Below are 24,131 nucleotides of genomic sequence, written 5' to 3'. Positions count from 1 at the left end.
GGTCGCCGCCGCCGAGCTGGCCATCATGGCGGGCGCCGACCGCATCGAGGGCTGCCTGTTCGGGCAGGGCGAACGCACCGGCAACGTCGACCTGGTCACCCTGGGCATGAACCTCTTCTCCCAGGGCGTCGACCCGCAGATCGACTTCTCGCAGATCGACGAGATCCGCCGCACCAGCGAGTACTGCAACCAGATGGAGGTCCACCCGCGCCACCCCTACGCGGGCGACCTGGTCTACACCGCCTTCTCCGGCTCCCACCAGGACGCCATCAAGAAGGGCTTCGACGCCATGGAGGCCGACGCCGCGGCCCGGGGCACGACCGTCGACGACATCGAGTGGGCGGTGCCGTACCTGCCCATCGACCCCAAGGACGTCGGCCGCTCCTACGAGGCGGTCATCCGCGTCAACTCGCAGTCCGGCAAGGGCGGTATCGCCTACGTCCTGAAGAACGACCACAAGCTGGACCTGCCGCGCCGGATGCAGATCGAGTTCTCCCGGATCATCCAGGGGAAGACCGACGCCGAGGGCGGCGAGGTCACCCCGGCCGCCATCTGGTCCGTCTTCCAGGACGAGTACCTGCCCAACCCGCACGACCCGTGGGGCCGCATCCAGGTCAAGACCGGGCAGACCACCACCGACAAGGACGGCGTCGACACCCTCACCGTCGAGGCCGAGGTGGACGGTGCCGAGACGGTCCTGGTCGGCTCCGGCAACGGCCCGATCTCGGCGTTCTTCCACGCGCTCCAGGGCATCGGCGTGGACGCCCGGCTGCTGGACTACCAGGAGCACACGATGAGCGAGGGCGCCTCCGCGCAGGCCGCCTCGTACATCGAGTGCGCGATCGACGGCCGGGTCCTGTGGGGCGTCGGCATCGACGCGAACACCACCCGGGCCTCGCTCAAGGCGGTCGTCTCCGCCGTCAACCGCGCGGGCCGCTGACCCCCGGCCGCGCCACGCCCCGCTCCTCCCTCCGGGAAGGGGCGGGGCCCCGCGTATTCCGGCCAGATGTCCGGGCGTTGTCCGATACGGGGTACTGACGGCGCATCACCAATGTGGCTAACATCACGTACCGAACGGCGACGGGGCCGTGGGCGTAACTCCCCGCGTCGTCGAGGCTGCGGGGGAGTTACGGAGGCAGACGTGATGCGCAACTGGTGTGTGATGGGAGTGCGCACGTCCTGGCGTACCGTCGCCGACGGCGAGTTCTTCTGTCCCGACTGCGGCGGCGACCGCAACTACCTCCGCCGCACCGGCCGGCGCCGCCTCACCCTCCTCGGCGTCCCGGTCCTGCCCCGGGGCACCGCCGGACCCGTCCTCGAATGCTCCGCCTGCCAGGGCCACTTCGGGCCGGACGCCCTCGACCACCCCACCACCGTCCGCTTCTCGGCGATGCTCCGGGACGCCGTGCACACCCTGACCCTGGCACTGCTGGCGGCCGGCGGCACGTCCTCCCGCACGGTCCGCGACACCGCCGTCGACACGGTCCGCGCGGCCGGATTCGACGACTGCTCCGAGGACCAGCTGCTCACCCTGCTCGCCGCGCTCGCCGCCGACAGCGGCCGGCTCACCGGCACCTACGACGCGGTCACCGGCGGGCACTGCGGAGCGCAGGGCCTCGACCCGTGCGGCACCGCGCTGGCCATAGAGCTCCACGAGGCGCTGGAGCCGCTGGCGCCCCATCTCGCCCCGGCCGGACGGGAGTCGCTGCTCCTCCAGGGCGCCCGCATCGCCCTCGCCGACGGCTCCTACACCCCCGCCGAACGCGAGGTGCTCGGCACGGTCGGCGCCGCCCTGATGCTCCGCCCGGCCGACGTGCACCGGCTGCTCGCCGCCGCGGCCCGCACCCCGAGGTAGCCGCGGGAAGACGCCGACGGCCCTGCCACCGGGAAGGTGACGGGGCCGTCCGCGACGCACGGGAACGGCGGCGGCTCAGCCGGCCGTCAGCCGCACCGGCAGGCTGCGCAGCCCGCCCGCGATGAAACCGCCCGCGGGCGCCAACTCGCCGGGATCCACGGCCAGTCGCATGTCCGGGAAGCGGTCGAAGAGGGCCGGGAGCGCGGTGCGGGCCTCCAGACGGGCCAGCGGCGCCCCGATGCAGTGGTGGACGCCGTGGCCGAACGCCAGATGCTCCTGGCCCGTCCGCCGGACGTCGAAGGCCGCCGCGTCCGGGCCGTGCTGCGCCGCGTCGCGGCCCGCCGCCGCGTACATCGGGAGCAGCGCCTCGCCCTTGCGGATCACCTCGCCGTGCGGCAGCTCGATGTCCGCCACGGCGAAGCGCAGCGGGAGACTGGCGATGCTGGGGGACCAGCGGAGCGTCTCCTCGATGACGTCGTTCCAGGAGACGGTGCCGTCGAGGACCAGCCGGAGCTGCTCGGGGTGGGTCAGCAGCGCGTACACCGCGTTGCCGAGCAGGTCGACGGTGGTCTCGTGGCCGGCGCCGATGACCAGGATCAGGGTGTCCAGCAGCTCCCGCTCCGTCATCCCCTGGCCCGCGTCGTCCCGCGCGGCGACCAGCAGGCTCGTCAGGTCGTCGGCGGGCTGTGCGCGCTTGGCGGCGACCAGGTCGCCGAGCAGCGCGTTGACCGACACCCAGGTCGCACTCGCCTGCTCGGGCGTGGCCGTGGTGTCCATGATCTCCGCGACGATCCGGGCGAGTTCGACCCGCGGCCGCCCCTCGGGATAGCCGAACAGCTCGCAGATCACCTGCATCGGCAGCGGGTGGTGGAAGGACTCGCGCAGATCGACGACCTCGCCGGCGGGGCGCGCCGCGAGGCCGTCCAGTAACGCGCGGGTGACCTGCTCCACCCGCGGCACCATGGCGTCGGTGCGGCGGGCGGTGAACGCCGGGGCGATCAGCTTGCGCAGCCGCCGGTGGTCGGCGCCGTACGCGGTGAACATGTTCGTCACGCCGATCCACGACTGCAGCCAGCTGCCGCGGATCTCCTCGCGCTGCCACTGCGGCCAGTGGGCCCGGGGGTCCTTGGACACCCGGTCGTCGGTCAGCAGCTCCTTCAGCAGGCCGTGGCCGGTGATCGCCCAGGCCGCTATGCCGCCGGGCAGCTCGATCCGAGCCGCCGGGCCTAGTGCGCGGAGGCGGGCCGCCTCGCCGTGGATGTCGGTTCCGGCCGGGTCGATGACATAGCGCTCTGCTCGCTGTTGTGCCATGGCGTGGCTCCTGCCTGGTCCGGGGTGATGGGGGTGAAGCGGGCCGGGAGGGCGGCCAGCGCCCGGTGGAAGGCCCCGTTGCGCCACTCCAGCTCACTGTGGTCGACGGCGAGTTCGATGTCCGAGAGCCAGGCGGTCAGCCGCTCGATCGCGGTGGTGGCGATCAGCAGCGCGTGCCGCTTCACGGGGCAGGCGTGCGGGCCGGCCGCCCACGCCAGGTGCGAGCCGCTGCCCGAGCCGGGCGCCAGTACCTCGGTGGTGTCGAACTGGCCGTTGGCCGCCGCGTACGACACCATCACCAGCTGCCCCTTGCGCACCCAGGTGCCGTGGAAGAACACGTCGCGGACCGGGAAGTGGGCGGAGTAGTTGGCCATCGGCGGCTCGTTCCACAGCACCTCGTTGATGGCGTCCTGCGCGGTCAGCGCGCCGCCGGAGAGGGTGTTGTAGTAGCGGTCGTCGGAGAGCATCCGGGAGAGCGCGTTGCCGATGAGGTTGGCGAGCGGTTCGTTGCCCGCGCCCATCGTGAGGATGATGTTGTGGATCAGCTCCTCGTCGTTCAGCGCGTTGGGGTGGTCCATGAACCACGAGGTGAGGTCCGGCCCGCGCGCGGCCTTCTTCGTGCCGACCAGCTCCATGATGTAGCTGGTGAACGCCTCGTTGGCGGCGGCGGCCTCCTCCGGGGAGTTGCCGTCCAGCATCCCGGCGATCGCCGCGATGAGCCGTTCGCTGTACGAGTCCGGCAGCCCGAAGAGGCTGTTGAACATCAGGAGCGGGATCAGCCGCGCGTAGTCGGCGATCAGGTCGGCCTCGCCCCGGGCGCCGAAGCGCTGGATCAGGGTGTCCGCGGCATGGTGCACGCGGGCGCGCAGTTCGTGCGGCTCGACGAGCTTGAAGCTGTCGACGATGACGTCCCGGTAGCGCACGTGCGCCGGCCCGTCGCTGTAGAAGACGTTGGGGCGCCACATCAGCATCGGCATGACCGGGGAGTCCTGCGGGACGGTCGTCATCCACTCCCGGGAGTCCTTGGACCAGGTGGCGTCGTCGTGCAGCAGGTCGAGCGCGGCCCGGTAGTCGGTCACCAGCATCGCGGTCACGTCGGGCGCGATCTCCACCGGTGCCAGCGCCCCGTACTGGCGCAGATGCCGGTAGAAGCGGTGCGGGTCGGCGGCGAAGTCCGGTCCGTACAGCTTCACCGGTGCGTGCGCGTCCGGCTGGGCCGGCGCCTTGTGCTGCGGCGCCGCGTGCGCCGGGCAGCCCGGCGGCGGCGCCTGCTCCTGCGGCGGGGGGACGGCCTGCGCGGGGCAGGACGGCGATGGTGCGGCGCCCGGCCGGTGCGGGGAAGTCACGGGTTCGGGTTCTCCTCGGGGAGGTTGTCCAGGACGTGGCGGACGAGCGCGATCAGCGCGTCGACGGACTGCTCCTTGTCGCGGGCGTCGCACAGCACCAGCGGTGTGTCCGGGTGCAGATCGAGTGCGTCGCGGAGCTTTTCCACGTCGTACTGCGGGGCGTCCGGGAAGGTGTTGACCGCGACCGCGTACCGCAGCCCGGCCTCCTCGACGATGTCCATCACCTCGAACGAGTCCGCCAGCCGGCGGGTGTCCGCGAGGACCAGGGCGCCCAGCGCGCCGCGTGCGATGTCCTGCCACAGCGGGCGGAAGCGTTTCTGCCCGGGTGTGCCGAACAGGTACAGCACCAGGTCCCCGGGCAGCGTCAGCCGCCCGAAGTCGATGGCGACGGTGGTGGTGGTCTTGTCCCGGACACCGGCGAGGTCGTCGACCATCGCGCCGGACTGCGTCATGACCTCTTCGGTGTGCAGCGGTTGGATTTCCGAGAGCGCACGGATCAGCGTGGTCTTGCCGACCCCGAACGGGCCCGCGACCAGCAGCTTGACCAGCGTCTGACGGTCGCCGTCGAGGTACATGCCGCCGGTTCCGGCACCGGTGCTAGGACTTGAGAGAGCGGAGTCCATCGAGAACCCTCTCCAGGATCTGCCGGTCGAATTGCTCGGCTTCGGGTATGGGGACTCGGGCGTGCAGGCGCCCGGCATCGACGAGGTCGGCCACCAGCACCTTCACCACGCTGACGGGCAGGTGGAGATGGGCGGCCACCTCGGCCAGAGTCAGCGCCCCGGGCTGGAGCAGCTCCAGGATCCGGTGCTCTTCGGGGCGTACCTCACTGGTGATCGGCATGTCCACGCCGTGCAGCACGGTCAGCCGGTCCAACGTGTTGCGGCTCGGCTGGGCGCGCCCGCCGGTCGCCAGATAGGCCGGTACGAGGCGCCGTCCGCCGCTCTGGCGGGGCGTCATGCCGGTGTACCGGTGTCCCGGGCGCGGCTGTTCATGACCTTGCTGCCCAGGGTCGTCACCTGGATCTGCATGTGGTGCGCGACGACGCCCATGTTCACCTCCGGACCGGCGAACACGGCGAGGCAGGTGTTCTCCCCCGCCGGAATCGCGAAGACGAAACCTTCCTCCGACTCGATGACCGTCTGCCGCAGCCGGGTGTCGGGCTTCTCGGCGAACGCCGCGGTCACCGCGCGCCCCGCGCCCTGGAGGGCGGACATCATCGCCGCCACACCCTCCGCGGCCTCCCGCGAGAGCCCCGGCGAGGCGCCCTCGATGAAGCCGTCGCCGGAGATGACGGCGGCGTGGACCACATGCGGCAGCTCCAACAGGGGAGTCAGCACCCAGGACTTGTCCTCGGCGACACGGCGGCGGGTGGGGCTGTTCATGACTGGGCGTTCCCTTCGGGACTGCGCGGGGGCTCTGACTGGGCTGCGGCCCGGCCGGACTCGGTGCCTTGCTGGAGCGCTGCCCAGCGGGACGCCGTCTCCTCCGGGGAGCGCATGTTGATCGTGTTCTCGTCGCGCGGGTCGGCCTGCTCCTCGGACTGCGGCCTGCGGCGCCGCCGGCGCGGCAACTCCCCGTCCGCCTGCGGGAGTTCGGCAGACGAAACCGGCGCTGCCGGCGCTGCCGGCGCCGCGGGGACCGCGGGGGCAGCGGCGGGAACCCCGGTGCGACCGGTGACCCCGGCGGCGGTGGCCGGCGCCGCGGCTCCGGTCGGCATCACGGACGCCGACCCGGACCGGTCCCGCACCCCGGCACCGGGGGCCGGACGGTGCGGCACCGGCGCCATCACCGACATCGGCTGCGCCGTCTCGTCGAGCACCGTCAGCAGCGGATCACCCGGGATGTACACCACGGCCCGCACCCCTCCGTACGGCGACGGCTCCACATGCACCCCGAACCCGTACTGCCGCACCAGTTGCCCCGCCGCGGCGAAACCGGACCGCGGCGGATCGCCCAGCTGCGTCAGCAGCAGGCCCTCGTCACCCGCCAGCAGCTCCATCGCGTGCTTGAGCTCGTCGTCGTGCATCCCGACGCCGTAGTCGTCGATGATGACCGACGCGCCGCGGCTGCCCTGCTGGAGCGTCACGGCGACCGGAAGCTCCCGGTGCGAGTGGTGCAGCGCGTTCGCCAGCAACTCGGTGACGGTGATCGCGACGGGCTCGACGGCCCGCGCCACCACGGCGACCGGATCCCGCAGCTGGTTGCTGACCTGTACCCGCTCGTAACCACGCAGCCGCGAGGTGGCACCCGCCACCAACTCCGCGAGATACGAGTCCTCCCGCGTCAGCCCCGGCCAGGCACCGCAGACCACACCCGTGGCCTGGATCCGGCGCAGCGCCTGCTCGTTGAGGAAGTCCGCGTCGAGCAGGTCCTGCGCGATCTGCGGGTCGTCGTACTTGTGCTGCATGGTCTGCAGCGCCGTCTGGACCTGGTACAGCAGCGCCTGCATCGTGGTGGTGGCACCGCGCAGCGTCGACTGCGCCGCGGCGTCGACCCGCTGCCGCTCCTTGGTGATCGCCTCGCCGACCTGCTCCAGTACGCCGCTCAGCGCCTCATCGGTCTCCGACCCGGCGAACCGGCCGTCCAGCAGCCCCCGTACCGGCACATGCGGATGAGCCAGCGCCATCGTCAGGTCGGGCAGCCGCGCCCCGGCCAGATGCCGGATCTCGGCCTCCGTGGCCCGAAGCCGGGCCGACAGCTCCGTGTTGCTGTGGAGCGTGGCGCTGCTGTGTTCCTCGGCGGCGGCCAGCCGCGCTCTCAGGGCCTTGCGCTGTCCGCTCGCCCGGATCGAGAGCGCCGCCAACACCACGGCGGCGGCCGTGCCTGCGCTGAGGCACCACAACAGCGCCTCGGGTATGGATGTCATCGGGATCCTCGTTTGGGGGCTGACGGGGATGATGGCCGGCCGTCACGGCTGCCGTGCCGCCGATCATCACCGGATGCTACCTGCCGCCTGACGCCGTGTGAGGGCCCTCGACGTGCAGCGACGGAGAAGTGTGGAAGGTCGCATTCCGACGGTGATGACCGGTCGGTAACGTGATGCGGCCCCGCCATCCGGGGAGGGCGGGGCCGTGGGTGGTGCGGGTGGGGTCAGGTCAGGCGGTCCGGAACCGCTCGTCCTTGACGGCGCCGACGAACGCGGTCCAGCCGCCGGCCGGGAAGACCAGGGCGGGGCCGTGGGGGTCCTTGCTGTCACGGACGGGGACGAGGCCGGAGAACTGGTCGGCGACCTCGACGCAACTGCCGCCGCTATCGTCGCTGTAGCTGCTCTTGCGCCAGTTGGCGGCGCCAGGGAAGTCGTGAGCGACTTCGACGCAGTTGCCGCCCTTGTCGTCGCTGTAGCTGCTCTTGCGCCAACGGGCTGTGCTCAGGTCGTAGTCTCGCATCGTCTGAAATCCTCCGCCGCCGATTCCATCAGGGCCAGCGACGCCTCTGGTGACAGCGCGATGGCCCTGAGCAGATCGTACTCTTCGCGCACACCCTTGACGGTGGCCGGATCGTCCAGCAAATTCCCCGAACGCACGCCTTCCGTATAGGCGGTTGGCGGGGCGTCGTCGAACTCCAGGAGCCGCATCATCTTGCCCATGGAAGGGTACGGACCCGCGGCGAACGGAAGGATCTGCACGAGGATTTTGTGCTCGCGGGCGAGCTGCGCGATGTGCTCCAGCTGCTCGGCCATGGCATTCGGGCCGCCTACGGGGACCCGGAGAACGGCCTCATGGAGCAACGCCCAATACACGGGCCGTGTAGCGCCCTTGAGGATGGCGGCCCGGTCCAGTCGGTTGCGTACCGCTTCCTCGATCTGCTCATCCTCCGAGAACGGATCGCCCGCGCGCATGACGGCCCGTGCGTACGGCGCTGTCTGTAGCAGCCCAGGCACGATCATGGGCTCGCAGTCGCAGATCCTCGCCGCCAACCGCTCCAGCTCCGCCACCGCCGCGAAGTAATCCGGATACCGCTTGTCGTCGATCAGCTTGCGCCAGGCCCGCTCGAAAAAGCCGTCGGTTTGCAGCACCTCGTCGATCCGGGTCGCCACATCCAGCTGCGGCCTGCGGATCGCCTGCTCGAACTGGCCGATGTAGCCGCCGGAGACGAACACCCGCCGCCCCAGTTCGTTCTGGGTCAGCCCGGCGAGTTCTCTGCGGTATTTGAGCTCCGCGCCCCAGTGTTCCCATGCCGCCATGCGTGAGCCATTGGCCATGGCTAACTCCCTCTGCCTGCCCGGCAGTTGTAGTGCCGATCCCATTGCAGAGCGTAGTTCCGCAGCGTCACGCTCTGCATGCGAACAGTGAAACCCCCATGGAAAGGGCGGACGATCATGCAGCAGCACCTCAAGGAAGTGAATGCCGTGACGACGGAACTGCGCGAGGCCCTCGCCCGGGCGGGGATCGTGCTGCCTTCACTCCGCCCCGACCCGGTGTCCATCGCGCACCGCTATATGCCGCCGCTCGTCGAATTGGGGCGCTGCTCGATGGAGGTCGCCCGGCAGCTGACCGACGCGCTGGCGGAGCCCGCCCGGGGCGAGCGGCCCTGAGAGCCACCCGGGACCGCCGCCCTGCCGTCGTGCGCGAGAATGGCCCCATGAGTCTGTTCCGCGACGACGGCATCGTGCTGCGCACCCAGAAGCTGGGCGAGGCGGACCGGATCATCACCCTGCTCACCCGCAGTCACGGCCGGGTGCGGGCCGTGGCGCGCGGCGTACGGCGCACGAAGTCGAAGTTCGGGGCCCGGCTGGAGCCCTTCTCGCACGTCGACGTGCAGTTCTACGCGCGCGGCGGCGAGCTGGTCGGGCGCGGGCTGCCGCTGTGCACGCAGAGCGAGACGATCGCCGCGTACGGCGGCGGCATCGTCACGGACTACGCGCGCTACACGGCCGGGACGGCGATGCTGGAGACCGCCGAGCGGTTCACCGACCACGAGGGCGAGCCGGCCGTGCAGCAGTACCTGCTGCTGGTCGGCGCGCTGCGCACGCTCGCCAACGGGGAGCACGCGCCGCACCTGGTGCTGGACGCGTTCCTGCTGCGCTCGCTGGCGGTCAACGGCTACGCGCCGAGCTTCGGTGCCTGCGCGCGGTGCGGTCTGCCCGGTCCCAACCGGTTCTTCTCGGTGGCCGCGGGCGGCGTCGTCTGCGGGGACTGCCGGGTGCCCGGAAGCGTCGTACCCTCCTCAGAGGCCATCGGGCTCCTCGGCGCGCTGCTGACCGGCGACTGGGAGACCGCGGACGCCTGCGAGGCGCGGCATGTCCGGGAGGGCAGCGGCCTCGTCGCGGCGTATCTGCACTGGCATCTGGAACGAGGCCTGCGCTCCCTCCGTTACGTGGAGAAATAGCGCGGGCCGTCAATCGAGTCAATGAGTCAACGATCTGCAGAGGAGACTGGGGCGCATGGCAGTACGCGGGATTCTGGGCCGCAACCGGCGCGAGTACGAGACGCCCGAGCGGCATCCGTCCGGCGCGCGCCCGCCGAAGATCCCCGGCGAGCTCGTCCCGAACCATGTCGCGATCGTGATGGACGGCAACGGCCGGTGGGCCAAGGAGCGCGGGCTGCCGCGCACCGAGGGCCACAAGGTCGGCGAGGGCGTCGTCCTCGACGTGCTCAAGGGCTGCATCGAAATGGGCGTGAAGAACCTCTCGCTCTACGCCTTCTCGACGGAGAACTGGAAGCGGTCACCGGACGAGGTCCGCTTCCTGATGAACTTCAACCGGGACGTGATCCGGCGGCGCCGTGACGAGATGGACGCGCTGGGTATCCGCATCCGGTGGGTCGGGCGGATGCCGAAGCTCTGGAAGTCCGTGGTGCAGGAACTCCAGGTCGCCCAGGAGCAGACCAAGAAGAATGACGCGATGACGCTGTATTTCTGCGTGAATTACGGCGGTCGGGCGGAGATCGCGGACGCCGCGGCGGCGATCGCGGCGGATGTCCGGGCCGGGAAGCTGGACCCGTCCAAGGTCAACGAGAAGACCGTGGCGAAGTACATGTACTACCCGGACATGCCGGATGTGGACCTCTTCGTCCGGCCGTCCGGCGAGCAGCGGACGTCGAACTACCTGATCTGGCAGAGCGCCTACGCCGAGATGGTCTTCCAGGACATTCTCTGGCCGGACTTCGACCGCCGGAACCTCTGGGACGCCTGCCTGGAATACGCGAAGCGGGACCGCCGCTTCGGGGCGGCGCCGATCGCCGAGGGCGAGTCGGCCACGTAAACGGGCCCGTCCCGCCCCGCGCCGCCCGGCCGGAACAGCAGGCAACGGCCGCCCCCGCCCGCAGGCGGAGGCGGCCGTTCCCGTATGTCCGCAGCTACTGCTACTGCTACCGCGCCGCCGCGCGGTCCGCGCACTCGCCGCACGTACCGAAGATCTCGATGGTGTGGGCGACATCGCGGAAGCCGTGCTCGGCGGCGATCTGGTCGGCCCACTTCTCGACCGCGGGGCCCTCGACCTCGACGGCCTTGCCGCAGGCCCGGCAGACCAGGTGGTGGTGATGGTCGTCGGTGCTGCACCGGCGGTAGACGGCCTCGCCCTCGCTGGTCCGCAGCACATCGACCTCGCCGGCGTCGGCGAGGGACTGCAGCGTCCGGTAGACGGTGGTCAGCCCGACCGAGTCGCCCCGGTGCTTGAGCATGTCGTGCAGCTCCTGCGCGCTGCGGAACTCGTCGACCTCGTCGAGTGCGGCCGAAACCGCGGTCCGCTGCCGCGTCGACCGGCCGCGTACCGGAGATCCCGCGCTCGTCGCCACCGTTGCCTCCCTAGGACGTCAGGACTTGCCCTGCGCATGCGTTGGGCCATTGTGCCAGGTGATGCCCGGAACCCTGGTGGGACACTTACCTCCATGTCTGTCCCGCACCGGCCGGCCCTACCCCTGGCGGGCGCGTCGTACGACTGGGTCAGGCCACCCGCCGCGGACCCGCCTCACACCCGCACGTCGTCCGCCGGAACCCGGTCGGCGGGTACCTCCAGAGTGCACCCCTCGGCGGCCTGTGCGGCCGCTCTGGCGCGTTTTCTCGCGAGCGGGGCGGCCAGCGCCGTGAACGCCACGAAGAGCCCGATGGCGAACAGCACGATGGTCGCTCCGGACGGCACGTCGACGTAGTACGAGGTCGTCGTCCCGGCGACGGTGACCACCACGCCGATCGCCACCGCCGCGGCGAAGGTCACCGCGAAACTGCGGCTCAGCTGCTGCGCCGCCGCCACCGGGATCACCATCAGCGCGCTGACCAGCAGCAGACCGACCACCCGCATCGCGACCGTGACGGTGACCGCGGCGGTCACCGCGACCAGCAGGTTCAGCAGCCGCACCGGCAGCCCCGTCACCCGCGCGAACTCCTCGTCCAGGCACACCGCGAACAGCTGGCGGCGCAGCCCGACGGTGATCGCCAGCACCAGCGCGGCCAGGACGCAGATCGTCGTCATGTCCTGCGGCGAGACGGTGGTGATCGAACCGAAGAGATACGTCCCGAGATTGGCGTTGGAGCCCGCGTCGGAGAGGTTCATCAGCAGCACACCGCCCGCCATGCCGCCGTAGAACAGCATGGCCAGCGCGAGATCGCCGCGGGTCCTGCCGTACCAGCGGATCAGCTCCATGATCACCGAGCCGACGACGGCGACCGCGGTGGCCATCCAGACCGGGCTGGAGTTCAGCAGGAAGCCGAGGCCGACGCCGGTGAGGGCGACATGGCCGATACCGTCGCCCATCAGGGCCTGGCGGCGCTGGACGAGGTAGATACCGATGGCGGGCGCGGTGACACCGACGATCAGGGCGGCGATCAGCGCCCGCTGCATAAAGGCGTAGTCGAGGATTTCCATCAGCTCAGCAGCCCCGTTCGGAGCGGTTCCGCGGACGCGTCGGCGTGCGGGTGGACATGGTCGTGGCCGGGCAGCGCATGCTGGCCGACGGCTTCGGGCGGCGGGCCGTCGTGGACGACGCAGCCGTCGCGCAGCACCACCGCGCGGTCGATCAGCGGCTCCAGCGGCCCCAGTTCGTGCAGGACGAGCAGCACCGTGGTGCCCCGGGCGACCTGCTCGCGCAGCGCGGCGGCCAGCACCTCCTGGCTGGCCAGGTCGACCCCGGCCATCGGCTCGTCCATGATCAGCAGATCCGGTTCACCGGCCAGCGCACGGGCGATCAGCACCCGTTGGTGCTGTCCTCCCGACAGGGCGTTGACGGAGTCCCTGGCCCGGTCCGCCATCCCGACCAGCTCCAGCGCGCGATGCACCGCGGCCCGGTCGGCCCGGCGCAGGATGCCCAGCTTCGTACGGGCCAGCCGGCCGGCCGTGACCACCTCGCGGACGGTGGCCGGAACCCCGCCCGCCGCGGTCGTGCGCTGCGGCACGTACCCGATCCGGGCCCAGTCCCCAAAACGCCGGAACGGCGTCCCGAACAGCGACAGTTCACCGCCGGTCAGCGGAACCTGGCCGATCACCGACCGTACGGCGGTCGACTTGCCGGAGCCGTTGGCGCCGAGCAACGCCACGACCTCGCCCGGGCGCACGGTGAGATCGACCCCGCGCAGCACGGGCCGGGCGCCGAGCGACGCGGTGGCGCCGCGCAGGGCTATGACGGGCTCGCCCTCCATGGCGGGCTGGTCCCTGTCCTTCATGTGCCGACCTCCGTCGTGCGGTACGTCCGAATCGCGCCCGGCGGCATGCCGGGCCGCCGCTGCGCGGTCACTTGCCGCCGAGCGCCTGCTCCAGCGCGGCGAGGTTGGCGCGCTGGATACCGAAGTAGTCCTTGCCGCGGGACTTGGGGGTGATCCCCTCCAGCGGGTCGAGGACGTCGGTCTTCAGGTGCAGGTCCCCGGCCAGGGCCTTGGCGGTGGCCGGGTTGGCGATGGTCTCGAAGAAGACCGTCGAGACATGGTGCTGTGCGGCGAGGGTGTGCAGGTCCTTGATGCGGTTGGCGCTGGGCTCGGACTCCGGGTCCAGGCCGCTGATCGCCTCCTCGGTCAGGCCGTACCGCTCGGCGAGGTAGCCGAACGCCGCGTGGGTGGTGACGAACGTGTCCGAGGCCCGGTTCTTCAGCCCGTCCCGGAACTCCTTGTCCAGCCCGTCCAGCTTCTTGACCAGGGCGTCGGTGTTCTTCTGGTAGTCGGCCCTGTTCTTCGGGTCGGCCTGGGCGAGCGTCCGGCCCACGCCCTTGGCGACCTCGGCGTACTTCACCGGGTCCAGCCAGACGTGCGGGTCCCGGCCCGGCTCGGACTCGGAGTGCGAGTGGTTGTCGCCGGTGGAGTGGTGGTGGCCGTCGACCTCGGTGCCGTGCGTTTCGAGCGAGGTGAGGGAGGCCGCGTCGGCGACGTTCTTGACGCCGGACTGCTTGATCGCGTCGTCCACGGCGGGCTGCAGGCCCTTGAGGTAGACGATCGCGCCGGACTCACCGAGCTGCGCGGTCTGCTTCGGGGTGAGCTCCAGGTCGTGCGGCTCGACGCCCGGCTTGGTGAGGTTGGACACCTCGACGTGGGAGCCGCCGATCTGCTCGGCGAGGAACTGCATCGGATAGAAGGACGCCGTCACCTTCAGCTTGCCGTCGCCGGAGCGGCCGGCGTCGGCGGCGGAGCAGGCGGTGAGGCCCAGCAGGCCGAGGACCGCGGCTCCGGCTATGGCTGCGGTGGATATGTTCGGGCGTACGTTCATGACACTCATTTTCAACAAACATGGAAATGATTGTCAACAAAGTGCGAAGCAGGTCACAGTGCCCGAGGAAGCGGCCGGAACCGATTTGATCCGGAGGGTACGGCCGCCGGTACCCTGAACTATTCGCCCGCCCGTCTCCCGAGCAACCCCCCTCGTCGAGGCGCTACGCGCCGTCCTGTCCATTGTTCGTCGTCGTAATGAAGAGAGCACCGTGGCCGCCGACAAGATCGATACCATCGTCAGCCTGAGCAAGCGCCGTGGCTTCGTCTACCCCTGCAGTGAGATCTACGGTGGCTCCCGTGCTGCCTGGGACTACGGCCCCCTCGGCGTCGAGCTCAAGGAGAACCTCAAGCGCCAGTGGTGGCGCGCCATGGTCACCTCGCGCGAGGACGTCGTCGGTATCGACTCGTCGGTGATCCTGGCCCCCGAGGTATGGCAGGCGTCCGGCCACGTCGCCACCTTCACCGACCCGCTCACCGAGTGCACCTCCTGCCACAAGCGCTTCCGCGCCGACCACCTGGAAGAGGCGTACGAGGAGAAGCACGGCCGGCTGCCCGAGAACGGCCTCGCCGACATCAACTGCCCGCACTGCGGCAACAAGGGCGGCTTCACCGAGCCCAAGCAGTTCTCCGGCCTGCTCTCCACCCACCTCGGCCCGTCCCAGGACACCGCCTCGGTCGCCTACCTGCGCCCCGAGACCGCGCAGGGCATCTTCACCAACTTCGCCCAGGTGCAGCAGACCTCGCGCAAGAAGCCGCCGTTCGGCATCGCGCAGATGGGCAAGTCCTTCCGGAACGAGATCACTCCGGGCAACTTCATCTTCCGCACCCGCGAGTTCGAGCAGATGGAGATGGAGTTCTTCGTCAAGCCGGGCGAGGACGAGCAGTGGCACGAGTACTGGATGGAGCAGCGCTGGAACTGGTACCGCGACCTCGGCATCCGCGAGGAGAACATCCGCTGGTACGAGCACCCCGCCGAGAAGCTCTCGCACTACTCCAAGCGCACCGCTGACATCGAGTACCGCTTCCAGTTCGGCGGCTCGGAGTGGGGCGAGCTGGAGGGCGTCGCGAACCGCACCGACTACGACCTCTCCTCGCACTCCAAGGCGTCCGGCCAGGACCTCTCCTACTTCGACCAGGAAGCCGGCGAGCGCTGGACCCCGTACGTCATCGAGCCCGCGGCCGGTGTCGGCCGCGCGATGCTCGCCTTCCTCCTCGACGCCTACGTCGAGGACGAGGCCCCCAACGCCAAGGGCAAGATGGAGAAGCGCACGGTCATGCGCCTCGACCCGCGACTGGCCCCGGTCAAGGCCGCGGTCCTGCCGCTCTCCCGCAACCCGCAACTCTCCCCGAAGGCCAAGGGCCTGGCCGCGGACCTGCGCAAGAACTGGAACATCGAGTTCGACGACGCGGGCGCCATCGGCCGCCGCTACCGCCGCCAGGACGAGATCGGCACCCCGTTCTGCGTCACCGTCGACTTCGACACCCTCGACGACAACGCCGTCACGGTGCGCGAGCGCGACACGATGAAGCAGGAGCGCGTCAGCCTCGACCAGATCCAGTCCTACCTGGGCGGCCGTCTCCTCGGCTGCTGACCCGCCGCCCGCCCGGCAACGACAGAGCGCCGGCCGCCCCCGCAACTTCCCGGGGACGGCCGGCGTTTCGCTGCGCGCGGCCGTACGGACAGGGCCCTCCGACCCGCCTGGGGTCTGTCCTGTGGGTTGGGTCGGGGGTCGGGCGGGGCCTGGGACCTGGGATCTGGGACCTCGCGCCGGTCCGGTGGATCGGGGACGGGCGGGGCCTTGGGGGCTGTCCCGTAGGTCGGTCGGGGACGGGCGGAACCTCGGGCCTGTCCGGTGGGTCAGGGCCGGGAGGCCCTAGCCCTGCAGCCCCCGCATCACCAGGTCGCGGACCGCCTCGAAGTCGGCGGTGATCTCCGGGCGGGACCACTCCGCGGCGTAACACGGGTCGTGGAAACGGCCGGTGGCGGCGAAGACGGCGTGAGCGGTGGTGGCGGGGGAGGGGGCGCGGAAGGCGCCCTCGGCGACGCCGGCCTCGATGATCGTGGCGAGCTGGGATTCGAGGTCGGTGACATGGCGGTCGACGACACCGCCGCTCTCGCCGATCAACGTCATATACGTGGCGAAGAGTTCGGGGTCGTCGCCGGCCTTGTGGCGTTTCGCCTCGAAGAGGGTCGCGAGCCAGCGGCGCAGCCGGTCGTCGGCCGGACCCGCGTCCCTGACGATGGTCGCCAGCTGCTCGCTCGTACGGTCCAGCCAGCGCGCCGTGACGGCCTCCCGCAGCGCCGTCTTCGTACGGAAGTGGCGGTAGACGCTGCCGTGGCTGACGCCCAGGGCGCGCGCGACGTCGACCACGGTGGCCTTGGCCGGGCCGTAGCGGCGCAGCACCTCCTCGGTGGCTTCGAGGATGCGCTCGGGGGTCAACGTCTCGGGGGGCATGAAACGAGCCGGCCTTTCGGGGAGGGGCGGGGCGGGAGGGGGCGGAAGGGATGGTGGCGGGGGGAGGGATGGCGGCGGCGAGACATCGATGGGTAACCGAGGGCGTCCGGTGGTGGGCAACCGGCGGGCGTCCGGTGGTGGGCGACCCGGCAGGTGGCCAGTGGTGGGCAGCTGGCTGGTGCCCGACCTGGGGTCCGTCTTCGTTCTCTACGGACGGTACCCGTGATGCGCTCTTCCCGGGGCCTCCCCCTCCCCCTCCCCCCACCCCTCCCCCTCGCGTATGCGTCGGCACACGGGCTCGCGTGCGCCCGGGTATGAGCCCGTGTGCGCCTCGGCACGAGCTCGCGTGCGCCCTGGCATGGGCTCGCCTGCGCCTTGGCACGAGCCCGCGCGTGCCCCGGCAGGAACGCCAGCCAACGAACGCCAGCCACGGCTCTCCCTGGCTCCCCGGCTCGAACTCCGGACTCGGAGCGCGGCGGGCCCGATGCCTGCCCACGGCCCCCAGGCTCGAACTCCGGCCTCGGAGCGCGCCGGGCTCGAATCCCGATCGTGGAGCCCCAAGGCATGAACTCCGGCCGCGGAGTCCCGGCTCGAACCCCGGCCATGGAGACCCAAGGCGTGAACTCCAGCCAAAGAGCCCGGACTTGAACTCCAGCCCCGAGCCCCGAGCCCCGCGTCCGCCTCCCCCGGCCCCGAGCCCCGCGCCCGTCCCCCCGGCCGCTGAGTGCCGGAGCGCGAACCCCGACCGTCGGAGGCCCAGAGCGCGAACCCCGGTTGCGGAGCCCCAAGGTACGGACTCCGGACGGGACTCCCTGTTGCGATTCGGGCGGGTCATCGAGAGCCGTCAGGTGCGTCCGCTTGTGGGGCCACCGGCTGTCCGGCTGCCACCGACGGCCACCGCGGCCGTCGGCAGGCGGCTCGTTTGCCGAGCCTGTGGCCGTAGGCAGCTGATGTCCTGCCGGCGGGACCGTGAGTGGTAGGCGGTCGGCGGGGCGTGAACGGCGAGCGGTCGGCGGGTGTGTTGGCGTTGCCCCGTGGCCCTTCGCTCGCCGTGGGCCGGGTGCCCGGCAGGGTGGCGTTCGTCGTCCGCCTCTCGATGTCGCTCCTCTCCGTGGTCAGTGTTCGCTGTCCAAGTGGGCCATCTGGGCTGCCGGGTAGCGGTCGCCGGCTGCGGCGCCGGCGGGGATGGCCTGCTCGATGGCGGTCAGGTCGCCGGCGTCCAGGGTGACGTCCAGGGCGCCGAGGGCCTCGGTGAGGCGGTCGCGGCGGCGGGCGCCGACCAGAGGGACGATGTCCTCGCCGCGGGAGAGGACCCAGGCGATGGCGGTCTGGGCGACCGAGACGCCCTTCTGGTCGGCGATCTTGCGGAGTGCGTCCACCAGGTCGAGGTTGCGATCCAGGTTGTCGCCCTGGAAGCGCGGCGACATCCCGCGGAAGTCATTGGCGGCGAGCTTGCGGTCACGGGTGAAGTGGCCGCTGATCAGGCCGCGGGAGAGCACTCCGTAGGCGGTGATGCCGATGCCCAGTTCGCGGGCGGTGGGGAGGATCGCGTCCTCGATACCGCGGGAGATGAGGGAGTACTCGATCTGGAGGTCGGCGATCGGGGCGACGGCGGCGGCCCGGCGCAGGGTGTCCGGGCCCACCTCGGAGAGGCCGATGTGGCGGACGTGGCCGGCCTCGACCAGCTCGGCGATGGCGCCGATGGTCTCCTCGATCGGGACGTCGGGGTCGACGCGGGCGATCCGGTAGATGTCGATGTGGTCGGTGCCCAGGCGCTGGAGGGAGTACGCGGCGAAGTTCTTCACCGCGGCGGGCCGGCCGTCATAGCCGCTGAAGCCGCCCTCGACGGTGCGCAGGGCGCCGAACTTGACGCTGGTCAGGGCCTTTTCGCGGGCGGCGGCGGGGGCCGTCCGCAGGGCTTCGTTGAGGAGGAGTTCGTTGTGGCCCATGCCGTAGAAGTCGCCGGTGTCGAGGAGGGTGATGCCGGCGTCGAGGGCGGCGTGGATGGTGGCGAGGGATTCGGCGCGGTCGCTGTCGCCGTAGAGGGCGGACATGCCCATGCAGCCAAGGCCGAGGGCTGAGGTCTGCGGGCCGGTGGTGCCGAGGGTGCGGGTCTGCACGGCGTGCTCCTGAGGGGAGGGATGGTGGGTGGCTGGTTCAGCCGTGCCTCAACCATGACATGACGGCTGACAGATTTCAATATTTGTCAGTCGTAAGGGTGAGGGGTGATGGAGGGGTGGGGGAGCGGGCCGTGGGGAGGGGCGAGAAGCGGGGCTCAGTGCAGGGTGCGGGGGAGGCGGAAGCCGAGCAGGGTCGTGCCGAGGACGATCAGGAGCTGGGCCAGTACGGCGGCGAGCAGGGCGTCGCGGATGCCGGCGGCGGGGAGCAGGGCGAGGAAGAGGGTGCCCAGCGTGGCCACGCCGAGGGCGAGACCGGACTGCTGGGTGGTGACCATGACGCCGCCGCCCACGCCCGCCTGAGCCACCGGCAGTTCGCTCAGCACGATCCGCATCAGGACCGGCATCAGCAGGCCCTGCCCGAAGCCCAGCACCGTCATGCTCGGGGCCAGCTCCAGGACCGGGATGTGCGGCCAGTCGGCGTGGACGGTCAGGGCCAGGGCGAGCAGCCCGGCGCCCTGGAGCAGCGAGCCGGTGATCACCACCCGGCGGCCGAAGCGCTGCACCAGCCGCGGGCCGGCCAGCGAGGCGAGGAAGAAGGCGAGGCAGAGCGGGGCGAGCGCGATGCCGGCGGCGAGCGGGCCGTAGCGCAGGCCGGTCTGGAGGGCCACCGCCACCACGAACATGAAGCCGCCGAAGCCGACGGAGAACGGGATCATCATGGACAGGCCGCTGTGGACGGAGGGGATGCGGAGGAGGGACGGCGGTACGAGGGGGGTGCGGCCGGTCCGCTCGGCGCGGCGCTCGACGGCGATGAACGCGGCGGCCGAGAACGGGAAGACCGCCAGCAGCAGCCAGGACCACACGGGCCAGCCGGCGGCGCGGCCCTCGGTGAGAGGCAGCAGCAGGGCGATGAGGGAGGTGGCGAGCAGCGCGGTGCCGGGGCCGTCGACGCGGGTGGGGTGCGGGGACCGGGTCTCGGGGACCGTACGGGCCGCCAGCAGCCAGGCCACCACGGCGATCGGGACGTTCACCAGGAACACCGCGCGCCAGCCGGTGCCGGCCAGGTCGACCGAGACCAGCAGCCCGCCGAGCACCTGGCCGACGGCGCTGGAGACGCCGGCCGTGCCGCCGTAGAGGCTGACGGCCTTGGCGCGCCGCTTGCCGGTGGTGGTGGCCTGGATGGTGGCCAGTACCTGAGGCAGCAGCAGGGCGGCGGCCGCGCCCTGGGCGACCCGGGCGATCACCAACGTCCAGGCGTCGGGGGCCAGTCCGCAGGCGAGCGAGGTGAGACCGAAGGTGGCAAGGCCCCAGAGGAACAGCCGGCGCCGGCCGGCGATGTCGCCGAGCCGTCCGCCGAGGACGAGCATCGTGGCGTAGGCGACGCCGTAGCCGGCGACCACCATTTCCAGCAGCGCGGGCCCCGCCTGCAGGTCGTGGTCGATGGTCGGCAGGGCCACGTTGACGATAAAGAAGTCGATCATCGGGAGGGCCGCGCCCAGGAGGACGGTCAGCAGGCCCAGGGGGGTGAGTAGTGGGGTCGCCGCCGAACGGTGCCGGGCGGCGGTGGTGGGTGCCGCCGGGGTGGTGCTCTGTATCTGGGTTTCGGTCACGCCGTCGATGATCGTGGTCGGCTCAGACGGGTACCAGAGTGTCCTTATCCTGGTATCAGCGCTACCTGGCAACTGTCTGGGCTCTGCGGCAGGCTGGACGCATGAGTCTGGATACGACGGATGTGGCAGCGGCGGCGGGACCGGGCACCGTCCCGGACGCGACCACCGTCCCGGATGTGACCACCGTCTCGGATGTGGCGGTGTCGCAGCGTGCCACACGTGGCGGGGGCGGCGCAGCCCCCCGGGCCGGCGGCGCCCCCCGGGCCGGCGACACGATCCGGGCCGGCGACGCGATCCGGCGGGCGGAGCTGGCCGCGTTCCTGCGCAGCCGCCGGGAGCGGATCACCCCCGAGCAGGTCGGCCTGCCGCGCGGCAGCCGCCGCCGCACCCCCGGGCTGCGCCGCGAGGAGGTCGCGCATCTCGGAGCGGTCGGCGTGACCTGGTACACCTGGCTCGAACAGGGCCGGGACATCCACGTCTCGCCGCAGGTGCTGGACGCGGTGGCCCGCGCGCTGCTGCTGGACCGCGCCGAGCGCAGCCACCTCTTCGCGCTCGCCGGGGCGATCGACCCGCTGCCGGGCAAGGAGTGCACGGGCGTGCCGCTGGCGCTGCGGCAGATCCTGGACCAACTCGCGCCGTTCCCCGCGGTGGTGCAGAACAGCCGGTTCGACATCCTCGCCTACAACAGCACGTACGGGCAGCTGATGTGCGACCTCGACGCGCTGCCCGAGGAGGACCGGAACTGCATGTGGCTGGCGTTCACCCACCCCGGGTGGCGGGCCGCGCTCGTCGACCGGGAGGCGACGATCCGGACGATGACCGCCAAGTTCCGCGCCTCGATGGCCGAGCATGTCGCGGAGCCCGCGTGGAAGGCGCTGGTGACGCGGCTGACCGAAGCGTCGCCGGAGTTCCGGGAGATCTGGGCGCAGCACGAGGTCGAGCGCCAGGCCAGCGCCCTCAAGGTCTTCCGGCACCCGGAGGTCGGCGTGCTCCAGCTGACCGGGACGAATCTGTGGACGGGGCCGAATCCCGGGCCGAAGGCGCTGGTGTACACCCCGGTCGACGAGGTGTCGCGGGAGCGGCTGGAGCGGTTGGAGAAGCTGGCGCTCGCCCAGGGGTGAGCGTGCCCGGTCGCAGGTTACGACTCCGCGCCCGCCCGGCTGTGCCCGCGGGCCGTCCCGTTCTCGAAGAGCGCCGCGGTGCGCCGGGCGGTGGCGTGTGCCCAGCGGGTGGTGGTCAGGGCGCCGAGGAGGAGGATCGCGGCGCCGCAGCCGGTGATGATCCACCAGACGGGGCGGCCGGCGGCGAGGAAGGCGGCGGGGGTGGCGCCGAGGTGCGCCCCGCCGGCCAGAACGGCGCCGATCACCGCGACGCCCAGCGACTGCCCGACCTGCCGGCTGGTGGAGGCCACCGCCGCCGCCACGCCGGCCTGCGCGCGCGGCATACCGGACACCGCGGTGTTGGTGATCGGGGCGTTGACCAGGCCGAAGCCGATGCCGAAGAGGACGTAGCCGGTGAGCAGCAGGGCGTTGGTCGACGGGGCGTCGAAGGCGGCGAAGAGCAGGCCGCTGGCGGCCATCGCCGTACCGGCCAGCAGCAGCGGCAGCCGGGCGCCGCGGCCGGCGACCAGGCGTCCGGAGAGCGGGGCGAAGACCAGGGTCATCCCGGCCATGGGGAGCATGTAGAGGCCGGCTTCCAGGGCGGACAGGCCGCGGATGTTCTGGAGGTAGAGGGTGTTGACGAAGAGGAAGCCGCCGAGCGCGGCGAACGCGCAGACGGCCGTGACGGTGGCGCCGGCGAACGGGACGCTGTGGAAGAACCGCAGGTCGATGAGGGGTTCGCGGCGGCGGCTCTCGTAGCCGACGAGGGCCGCGAGGGAGGCCGCGGCCACCAGCACGAACGAGAGGATCTCCGGGGAGGTCCAGCCGGTCTCCGGGGCCTGGATGATCGCGTACGTCAGGGAGCCGAGCAGTGCGATCACCAGCAGCTGGCCCACCGCGTCGACCCGGCGGGGCCTGGGGGCGCGGGACTCCGGGACGTACCGCCGGGTGAGGAACAGCGCCAGGGCGCCGATCGGTACGTTGATCCAGAAGATCGACCGCCAGCCGACGTTCTGCACCAGCAGTCCGCCGATCACCGGCCCGGCCGCCATGCTGATGCCGACCACACCGCCCCACACCCCGATGGCGCGGGCCCGTTCCCGGGGGTCGGTGAAGGTGTTGGTGATGATCGACATGGCGACGGGGTTGAGCATCGACCCGCCGACCGCCTGCACCATCCGGAAGACCACCAGCCATTCCAGCCCGGGCGCCAGGCTGCACAGCAGCGAGCCGATCGCGAAGACCACCAGCCCGACGGTGAAGATCCGGCGGCGGCCGAGGCGGTCCGCCATCGAGCCGGACAGCATCAGCAGCGACGCCAGGACCAGGGTGTAGGCGTCGATCGTCCACTGCATCCCGGAGACCGAGGCGCCCAGCTCGTGCTGCATGGTCGGCAGCGCGACGTTCAGGATGGTGTTGTCGAGGCTGACGATCAGCAGGCTCAGGCAGCAGATCGCCAGGACCAGCAGGCGGCGACGGCGGCTGACGGCGGGCATGGTTGAACGCTACAACGATCCCGGCCGGACGTCCCCGGCGGGGCGGTTCGTCGGGTGCGGGACAATGGGGTCCATGACTTCGCTGCAGATCGGCCCGCATGCGGTGCAGCCCCCCGTGGTGCTCGCGCCCATGGCCGGGATCACCAACGCCCCGTTCCGGACGCTGTGCCGGGAGTTCAGCGGCGGCAAGGGCCTCTTCGTCAGCGAGATGATCACCACCCGGGCGCTGGTCGAGCGCAACGAGAAGACCATGCAGCTGATCCGCTTCGACGCGAGCGAGCAGCCGCGCTCGATCCAGCTGTACGGCGTCGACCCGGCCACCGTCGGCAAGGCCGTCCGCATGATCGCGGAGGAGGACCTGGCCGACCACATCGACCTGAATTTCGGCTGCCCGGTCCCGAAGGTGACCCGCAAGGGCGGTGGCTCCGCCCTCCCCTACAAGCGGAACCTGCTGCGCGCCATCCTGCGCGAGGCGGTCAGCGGCGCCGGTGACCTGCCCGTCACGATGAAGATGCGCAAGGGCATCGACGACGACCACATCACCTTCCTCGACGCCGGCCGGATCGCCGTCGACGAGGGCGTGACCGCCATCGCGCTGCACGGCCGCACCGCCGCCCAGCACTACGGCGGCACCGCCGACTGGGACGCCATCGCGCGCCTCAAGGAGCACGTCCCGGAGATCCCGGTGCTCGGCAACGGCGACATCTGGTCCGCGGACGACGCGGTGCGGATGATGCGGCGGACCGGCTGCGACGGAGTGGTCGTCGGCCGCGGCTGCCTGGGCCGCCCCTGGCTCTTCGGCGATCTGGTCGCCGCCTTCGAGGGCACCGGCGCGCCCGCCGCGCCGACCCTCCGCGAGGTCGCCGCGGTCATGGTCCGGCACGCCGCGCTGCTGGGCGAGTGGATCGGCGACGAGAACCGCGGCGTCATCGACTTCCGCAAGCACGTCGCCTGGTATCTGAAGGGCTTCGCGGTCGGCTCGGAGATGCGCAAGCGGCTGGCGATCAGCTCGTCGCTCGCCGAACTGGAGGACGGGCTGGGCGAGTTGGACCTCGACCAGCCGTGGCCGGCGGGCGCCGACGGACCGCGCGGCCGCACCTCCGGCAACAACCGCGTGGTGCTGCCCGACGGTTGGCTGCGCGACCCGTACGACTGCGCCGGCGTCAGCGAGGACGCGGAGCTGGACACCTCGGGGGGCTGACCGGCG

The 24,131-nt window shown here is 71.4% G+C and carries 24 protein-coding genes; 8 read left to right on the top strand and 16 right to left on the bottom strand.

The window, feature by feature from the left end:
* Nucleotides 1-940, top strand: a 940-nt coding sequence (locus ACO1BR_RS09015) for an alpha-isopropylmalate synthase regulatory domain-containing protein (RefSeq protein WP_426794496.1), incomplete at its 5' end; no start/stop codon positions are given.
* A gap of 204 nt (nt 941-1,144) precedes the next feature.
* The gene (locus ACO1BR_RS09010) at nt 1,145-1,855 is read left to right on the top strand and encodes a TerB family tellurite resistance protein (protein WP_426794507.1); all 711 of its coding nucleotides are present in this window, start codon (nt 1,145-1,147) and stop codon (nt 1,853-1,855) included.
* Between the two features lie 75 nt (nt 1,856-1,930).
* On the opposite strand, the gene ACO1BR_RS09005 is transcribed toward ACO1BR_RS09010, so the two are convergent.
* The 8 genes from ACO1BR_RS09005 to ACO1BR_RS08970 form a co-directional block, all read right to left on the bottom strand.
* Nucleotides 1,931-3,166 carry a cytochrome P450 family protein gene (locus ACO1BR_RS09005; protein ID WP_426794495.1) on the bottom strand — a complete coding sequence of 412 codons (1,236 nt, stop codon included), beginning with the start codon at nt 3,164-3,166 and terminating at the stop codon, nt 1,931-1,933.
* Nucleotides 3,082-4,512 carry a cytochrome P450 gene (locus ACO1BR_RS09000; protein ID WP_426794494.1) on the bottom strand — a complete coding sequence of 477 codons (1,431 nt, stop codon included), beginning with the start codon at nt 4,510-4,512 and terminating at the stop codon, nt 3,082-3,084. The genes ACO1BR_RS09005 and ACO1BR_RS09000 overlap by 85 nt, the downstream gene beginning before the upstream one ends.
* Nucleotides 4,509-5,087 carry a GTP-binding protein gene (locus tag ACO1BR_RS08995; RefSeq protein WP_159503843.1) on the bottom strand — a complete coding sequence of 193 codons (579 nt, stop codon included), beginning with the start codon at nt 5,085-5,087 and terminating at the stop codon, nt 4,509-4,511. Before ACO1BR_RS08995 ends, ACO1BR_RS09000 begins: the two co-directional genes overlap by 4 nt.
* 22 nt (nt 5,088-5,109) lie before the next feature.
* Entirely contained in the window at nt 5,110-5,472 is a 363-nt protein-coding gene (locus ACO1BR_RS08990) for a DUF742 domain-containing protein (protein WP_159503844.1), read from the bottom strand.
* Nucleotides 5,469-5,897, bottom strand: a complete 429-nt coding sequence (locus ACO1BR_RS08985; protein WP_426794493.1) for a roadblock/LC7 domain-containing protein — start codon at nt 5,895-5,897, stop codon at nt 5,469-5,471. Before ACO1BR_RS08985 ends, ACO1BR_RS08990 begins: the two co-directional genes overlap by 4 nt.
* Complete coding sequence (locus ACO1BR_RS08980; protein ID WP_426794492.1) at nt 5,894-7,381, bottom strand: ATP-binding protein; 1,488 nt, start codon at nt 7,379-7,381, stop codon at nt 5,894-5,896. Before ACO1BR_RS08980 ends, ACO1BR_RS08985 begins: the two co-directional genes overlap by 4 nt.
* Before the next feature lie 229 nt (nt 7,382-7,610).
* Nucleotides 7,611-7,901, bottom strand: a complete 291-nt coding sequence (locus tag ACO1BR_RS08975) for a DUF397 domain-containing protein (protein ID WP_426794491.1) — start codon at nt 7,899-7,901, stop codon at nt 7,611-7,613.
* Nucleotides 7,883-8,716 (bottom strand): helix-turn-helix domain-containing protein, encoded by an 834-nt coding sequence (locus ACO1BR_RS08970; protein WP_426794490.1) that lies wholly within the window; start codon nt 8,714-8,716, stop codon nt 7,883-7,885. Before ACO1BR_RS08970 ends, ACO1BR_RS08975 begins: the two co-directional genes overlap by 19 nt.
* A 117-nt stretch (nt 8,717-8,833) precedes the next feature.
* Here ACO1BR_RS08970 and ACO1BR_RS08965 point away from each other — a divergent pair, with 117 nt between their 5' ends.
* The 3 genes from ACO1BR_RS08965 to ACO1BR_RS08955 are packed head-to-tail and all read left to right on the top strand — an operon-like array spanning nt 8,834 to nt 10,717.
* The gene (locus ACO1BR_RS08965; protein WP_426794489.1) at nt 8,834-9,049 is read left to right on the top strand and encodes a hypothetical protein; all 216 of its coding nucleotides are present in this window, start codon (nt 8,834-8,836) and stop codon (nt 9,047-9,049) included.
* 47 nt (nt 9,050-9,096) lie between these two features.
* Entirely contained in the window at nt 9,097-9,843 is a 747-nt protein-coding gene (recO, locus tag ACO1BR_RS08960; RefSeq protein ID WP_426794488.1) for a DNA repair protein RecO, read from the top strand.
* Nucleotides 9,844-9,898: 55 nt separating this feature from the next.
* Nucleotides 9,899-10,717, top strand: coding sequence for an isoprenyl transferase (locus ACO1BR_RS08955; protein ID WP_426794487.1), 819 nt, complete (start codon nt 9,899-9,901; stop codon nt 10,715-10,717).
* Nucleotides 10,718-10,823: 106 nt separating this feature from the next.
* Here ACO1BR_RS08955 and ACO1BR_RS08950 read toward each other — a convergent pair whose 3' ends face one another.
* From ACO1BR_RS08950 to ACO1BR_RS08935, 4 genes are all read right to left on the bottom strand, one after another.
* A complete protein-coding gene (locus tag ACO1BR_RS08950) occupies nt 10,824-11,249 on the bottom strand; it encodes a Fur family transcriptional regulator (RefSeq protein WP_426794486.1) in 426 nt (141 codons plus the stop codon).
* Between the two features lie 173 nt (nt 11,250-11,422).
* A complete protein-coding gene (locus ACO1BR_RS08945) occupies nt 11,423-12,316 on the bottom strand; it encodes a metal ABC transporter permease (protein ID WP_426794485.1) in 894 nt (297 codons plus the stop codon).
* Entirely contained in the window at nt 12,316-13,110 is a 795-nt protein-coding gene (locus ACO1BR_RS08940; protein WP_426794484.1) for a metal ABC transporter ATP-binding protein, read from the bottom strand. Before ACO1BR_RS08940 ends, ACO1BR_RS08945 begins: the two co-directional genes overlap by 1 nt.
* A gap of 67 nt (nt 13,111-13,177) precedes the next feature.
* Nucleotides 13,178-14,140 (bottom strand): metal ABC transporter substrate-binding protein, encoded by a 963-nt coding sequence (locus ACO1BR_RS08935; protein ID WP_426794483.1) that lies wholly within the window; start codon nt 14,138-14,140, stop codon nt 13,178-13,180.
* Between the two features lie 211 nt (nt 14,141-14,351).
* Between ACO1BR_RS08935 and ACO1BR_RS08930 the strand changes: the two genes are divergently transcribed.
* Nucleotides 14,352-15,734 (top strand): glycine--tRNA ligase, encoded by a 1,383-nt coding sequence (locus tag ACO1BR_RS08930; protein WP_159503855.1) that lies wholly within the window; start codon nt 14,352-14,354, stop codon nt 15,732-15,734.
* Nucleotides 15,735-16,016: 282 nt separating this feature from the next.
* On the opposite strand, the gene ACO1BR_RS08925 is transcribed toward ACO1BR_RS08930, so the two are convergent.
* From ACO1BR_RS08925 to ACO1BR_RS08915, 3 genes are all read right to left on the bottom strand, one after another.
* Nucleotides 16,017-16,598 (bottom strand): TetR family transcriptional regulator, encoded by a 582-nt coding sequence (locus ACO1BR_RS08925; protein ID WP_426794482.1) that lies wholly within the window; start codon nt 16,596-16,598, stop codon nt 16,017-16,019.
* A gap of 1,115 nt (nt 16,599-17,713) precedes the next feature.
* Nucleotides 17,714-18,718: an aldo/keto reductase gene (locus ACO1BR_RS08920; RefSeq protein WP_426794481.1), complete on the bottom strand. Its 1,005-nt coding sequence runs from the start codon at nt 18,716-18,718 to the stop codon at nt 17,714-17,716.
* Between the two features lie 155 nt (nt 18,719-18,873).
* Entirely contained in the window at nt 18,874-20,328 is a 1,455-nt protein-coding gene (locus tag ACO1BR_RS08915; protein WP_426794480.1) for an MFS transporter, read from the bottom strand.
* Nucleotides 20,329-20,429: 101 nt separating this feature from the next.
* Between ACO1BR_RS08915 and ACO1BR_RS08910 the strand changes: the two genes are divergently transcribed.
* Nucleotides 20,430-21,449, top strand: coding sequence for a helix-turn-helix transcriptional regulator (locus ACO1BR_RS08910; protein WP_426794479.1), 1,020 nt, complete (start codon nt 20,430-20,432; stop codon nt 21,447-21,449).
* A 17-nt stretch (nt 21,450-21,466) separates the two neighbouring features.
* Here the strand turns inward: ACO1BR_RS08910 and ACO1BR_RS08905 are convergent, their stop codons facing one another.
* Nucleotides 21,467-22,924 carry an MFS transporter gene (locus ACO1BR_RS08905; RefSeq protein WP_426794478.1) on the bottom strand — a complete coding sequence of 486 codons (1,458 nt, stop codon included), beginning with the start codon at nt 22,922-22,924 and terminating at the stop codon, nt 21,467-21,469.
* Nucleotides 22,925-22,988: 64 nt separating this feature from the next.
* Here ACO1BR_RS08905 and dusB point away from each other — a divergent pair, with 64 nt between their 5' ends.
* Nucleotides 22,989-24,125 carry a tRNA dihydrouridine synthase DusB gene (gene dusB / locus ACO1BR_RS08900; protein WP_426794477.1) on the top strand — a complete coding sequence of 379 codons (1,137 nt, stop codon included), beginning with the start codon at nt 22,989-22,991 and terminating at the stop codon, nt 24,123-24,125.
* Nucleotides 24,126-24,131: the final 6 nt, after the last annotated feature.

The sequence above is a fragment of the Streptomyces sp. YGL11-2 genome (assembly GCF_050054615.1).
Classification (GTDB): Bacteria; Actinomycetota; Actinomycetes; order Streptomycetales; family Streptomycetaceae; genus Streptomyces.
Note: the sequence above shows the minus strand (reverse complement) of the source record. Positions and strands in the feature narration are given on the sequence as shown.

Bases quoted from the DNA above. Each gene is read 5' to 3' on its own strand.
- ACO1BR_RS08925 (WP_426794482.1), bottom strand. From the start codon at position 16,598: ATGCCCCCCGAGACGTTGACCCCCGAGCGCATCCTCGAAGCCACCGAG.
- ACO1BR_RS09005 (WP_426794495.1), bottom strand. From the start codon at position 3,166: ATGGCACAACAGCGAGCAGAGCGCTATGTCATCGACCCGGCCGGAACC.
- ACO1BR_RS09010 (WP_426794507.1), top strand. From the start codon at position 1,145: ATGCGCAACTGGTGTGTGATGGGAGTGCGCACGTCCTGGCGTACCGTC.
- ACO1BR_RS08955 (WP_426794487.1), top strand. From the start codon at position 9,899: ATGGCAGTACGCGGGATTCTGGGCCGCAACCGGCGCGAGTACGAGACG.
- ACO1BR_RS08905 (WP_426794478.1), bottom strand. From the start codon at position 22,924: ATGCCCGCCGTCAGCCGCCGTCGCCGCCTGCTGGTCCTGGCGATCTGC.
- ACO1BR_RS08980 (WP_426794492.1), bottom strand. From the start codon at position 7,381: ATGACATCCATACCCGAGGCGCTGTTGTGGTGCCTCAGCGCAGGCACG.
- ACO1BR_RS08910 (WP_426794479.1), top strand. From the start codon at position 20,430: ATGAGTCTGGATACGACGGATGTGGCAGCGGCGGCGGGACCGGGCACC.
- ACO1BR_RS08935 (WP_426794483.1), bottom strand. From the start codon at position 14,140: ATGAACGTACGCCCGAACATATCCACCGCAGCCATAGCCGGAGCCGCG.
- ACO1BR_RS08975 (WP_426794491.1), bottom strand. From the start codon at position 7,901: ATGCGAGACTACGACCTGAGCACAGCCCGTTGGCGCAAGAGCAGCTAC.
- ACO1BR_RS08995 (WP_159503843.1), bottom strand. From the start codon at position 5,087: ATGTACCTCGACGGCGACCGTCAGACGCTGGTCAAGCTGCTGGTCGCG.
- dusB (WP_426794477.1), top strand. From the start codon at position 22,989: ATGGGGTCCATGACTTCGCTGCAGATCGGCCCGCATGCGGTGCAGCCC.
- ACO1BR_RS08965 (WP_426794489.1), top strand. From the start codon at position 8,834: ATGCAGCAGCACCTCAAGGAAGTGAATGCCGTGACGACGGAACTGCGC.
- ACO1BR_RS08945 (WP_426794485.1), bottom strand. From the start codon at position 12,316: ATGGAAATCCTCGACTACGCCTTTATGCAGCGGGCGCTGATCGCCGCC.
- ACO1BR_RS08970 (WP_426794490.1), bottom strand. From the start codon at position 8,716: ATGGCCAATGGCTCACGCATGGCGGCATGGGAACACTGGGGCGCGGAG.
- ACO1BR_RS08990 (WP_159503844.1), bottom strand. From the start codon at position 5,472: ATGACGCCCCGCCAGAGCGGCGGACGGCGCCTCGTACCGGCCTATCTG.
- recO (WP_426794488.1), top strand. From the start codon at position 9,097: ATGAGTCTGTTCCGCGACGACGGCATCGTGCTGCGCACCCAGAAGCTG.
- ACO1BR_RS08985 (WP_426794493.1), bottom strand. From the start codon at position 5,897: ATGAACAGCCCCACCCGCCGCCGTGTCGCCGAGGACAAGTCCTGGGTG.
- ACO1BR_RS08940 (WP_426794484.1), bottom strand. From the start codon at position 13,110: ATGAAGGACAGGGACCAGCCCGCCATGGAGGGCGAGCCCGTCATAGCC.